The sequence below is a fragment of the Neisseria sp. P0001.S005 genome (assembly GCF_051963715.1).
This window is the reverse complement of sequence record NZ_JBQCTZ010000372.1, coordinates 1-1,801: the sequence shown is the minus strand read 5'-3', so window position 1 is coordinate 1,801 and position 1,801 is coordinate 1. Positions and strand designations below refer to the sequence as shown.

Below are 1,801 nucleotides of genomic sequence, written 5' to 3'. Positions count from 1 at the left end.
ATTATTGAAACCCAAGCCGGTGACGTATCAGCATTCGTACCAACCAACGTAATTTCGATTACAGACGGCCAAATCTTCTTGGAAACCGACTTGTTCAACGCCGGTATCCGTCCTGCAATCAATGCCGGTATTTCCGTATCGCGCGTAGGTGGTGCAGCACAAACCAAAGTCATCAAAAAACTGGGTGGCGGTATCCGTTTGGCGTTGGCACAGTACCGTGAATTGGCGGCGTTCTCGCAATTTGCTTCCGATTTGGACGAAGCAACACGCAAACAGCTGCAACACGGTGAAGTGGTTACTGAATTGATGAAACAAAAACAATTCAGCACATTGAACACTGCCGAAATGGCATTGACTTTGTGGGCGATCAACAACGGTTCTTACGCAGATGTTCCGGTATCCAAAGCCTTGGCTTTCGAAGCAGAATTCTTGAGTTTCGTACGTACGCAACATCCTGAGGTTCTGGAAGCGATTAATGCATCAGGCGCAATGTCTGACGAAAGCGAAAAAGCATTGACCGAAGCCATGAAATCTTTCAAATCTTCTTACGCTTACCAAGCATAAGTATTGAGATGAAAGGAGTCTGAAATGGCAGTCGGAAAAGAGATTCTCACCAAAATCCGTAGTGTTCAAAATACCCAAAAGATCACTAAAGCGATGCAAATGGTGTCGACCTCTAAAATGCGGAAGACTCAAGACCGGATGCGCTTAGCGCGTCCGTACGCCGAAAAAGTGCGTACAGTGATGAGCCATCTTGCACAGACCCATGTCGATCATGGTATCAAATTGTTGGAGCCGCACCGCGAAGTGCGTCGTGCCGGTTTCATTTTGATTACCTCGGATAAAGGTTTGTGTGGTGGCTTGAACGCAAACGTACTGAAAAAGTTTTTGGCGCAAGTTCAAGAGTATCAGGAACAAGGCATCGAAGTCGAAGTCGTGTGCCTGGGTAGTAAAGGTTTGGCTGCATGCCAAAGCATCGGTTTGAATGTTATTGCCAGCGCAACCAATTTGGGCGATACCCCAAAAATGGAATTGCTGCTTGGTTCACTGACCGAAATCTTCCAACGTTACGAGAAGCATGAATTAGACCGTATCCATATGGTTTACTCACGTTTTGTCAATACAATGCGCCAAGAGCCGCGTATGGAAGTTTTGCTGCCTATCGGTGAAAACGTTATTGACGACGAAGCGGGTCATTCTTCATTTACTTGGGAATACCGCTACGAGCCGAGTCCTATCGCCGTATTGGAATATTTGGTTCGCCGCTATTTAGAGTCTGTGGTTTATCAGGCATTGAGCGACAACATGGCATCTGAACAAGCCGCGCGTATGGTAGCGATGAAAGCCGCAACCGACAACGCAGGCAATGCCATTAAAGAATTACGCTTGGTGTACAACAAATCGCGTCAAGCCGCGATTACCACAGAATTGTCAGAAATTGTAGCAGGTGCAGCGGCAGTTTAATGCCGTCTGAAGCCTGAACAGGAAATTAGGATACGATAATGAGCCAAGGCAAAATCGTACAAGTTATTGGTGCGGTGGTTGACGTGGAATTTCCACGCGACGCTATCCCGCATGTTTACGATGCCCTGAAATTGGACGAGAACGGTCTGACTCTGGAAGTTCAACAGCTTCTGGGTGACGGCGTTGTCCGTACTATTGCAATGGGTAGTTCAGACGGCCTGAAACGCGGCATGTCTGTAAGCAATACTGGTGCGCCAATCACTGTGCCGGTAGGTAAAGGTACATTGGGTCGTATTGTCGACGTATTGGGTACGCCTGTTGATGAAGCAGGTCCGAT

General features: G+C 47.5%; 1 protein-coding gene and 2 pseudogenes. All 3 read left to right on the top strand.

All coding sequences use genetic code 11. The annotated features are described in order from the left end of the window. Window positions 1-564, top strand: a pseudogene (locus ACTHSP_RS20275) (F0F1 ATP synthase subunit alpha); the annotation flags it as partial. Window positions 565-588: 24 nt separating this feature from the next. Then, window positions 589-1,464, top strand: a complete 876-nt coding sequence (atpG, locus tag ACTHSP_RS20270; protein ID WP_049351290.1) for a F0F1 ATP synthase subunit gamma — start codon at window positions 589-591, stop codon at window positions 1,462-1,464. A gap of 38 nt (window positions 1,465-1,502) precedes the next feature. After that, window positions 1,503-1,801, top strand: a pseudogene (locus ACTHSP_RS20265) (F0F1 ATP synthase subunit beta); the annotation flags it as partial.

Bases quoted from the DNA above. Each gene is read 5' to 3' on its own strand.
- atpG (WP_049351290.1), top strand. From the start codon at position 589: ATGGCAGTCGGAAAAGAGATTCTCACCAAAATCCGTAGTGTTCAAAAT.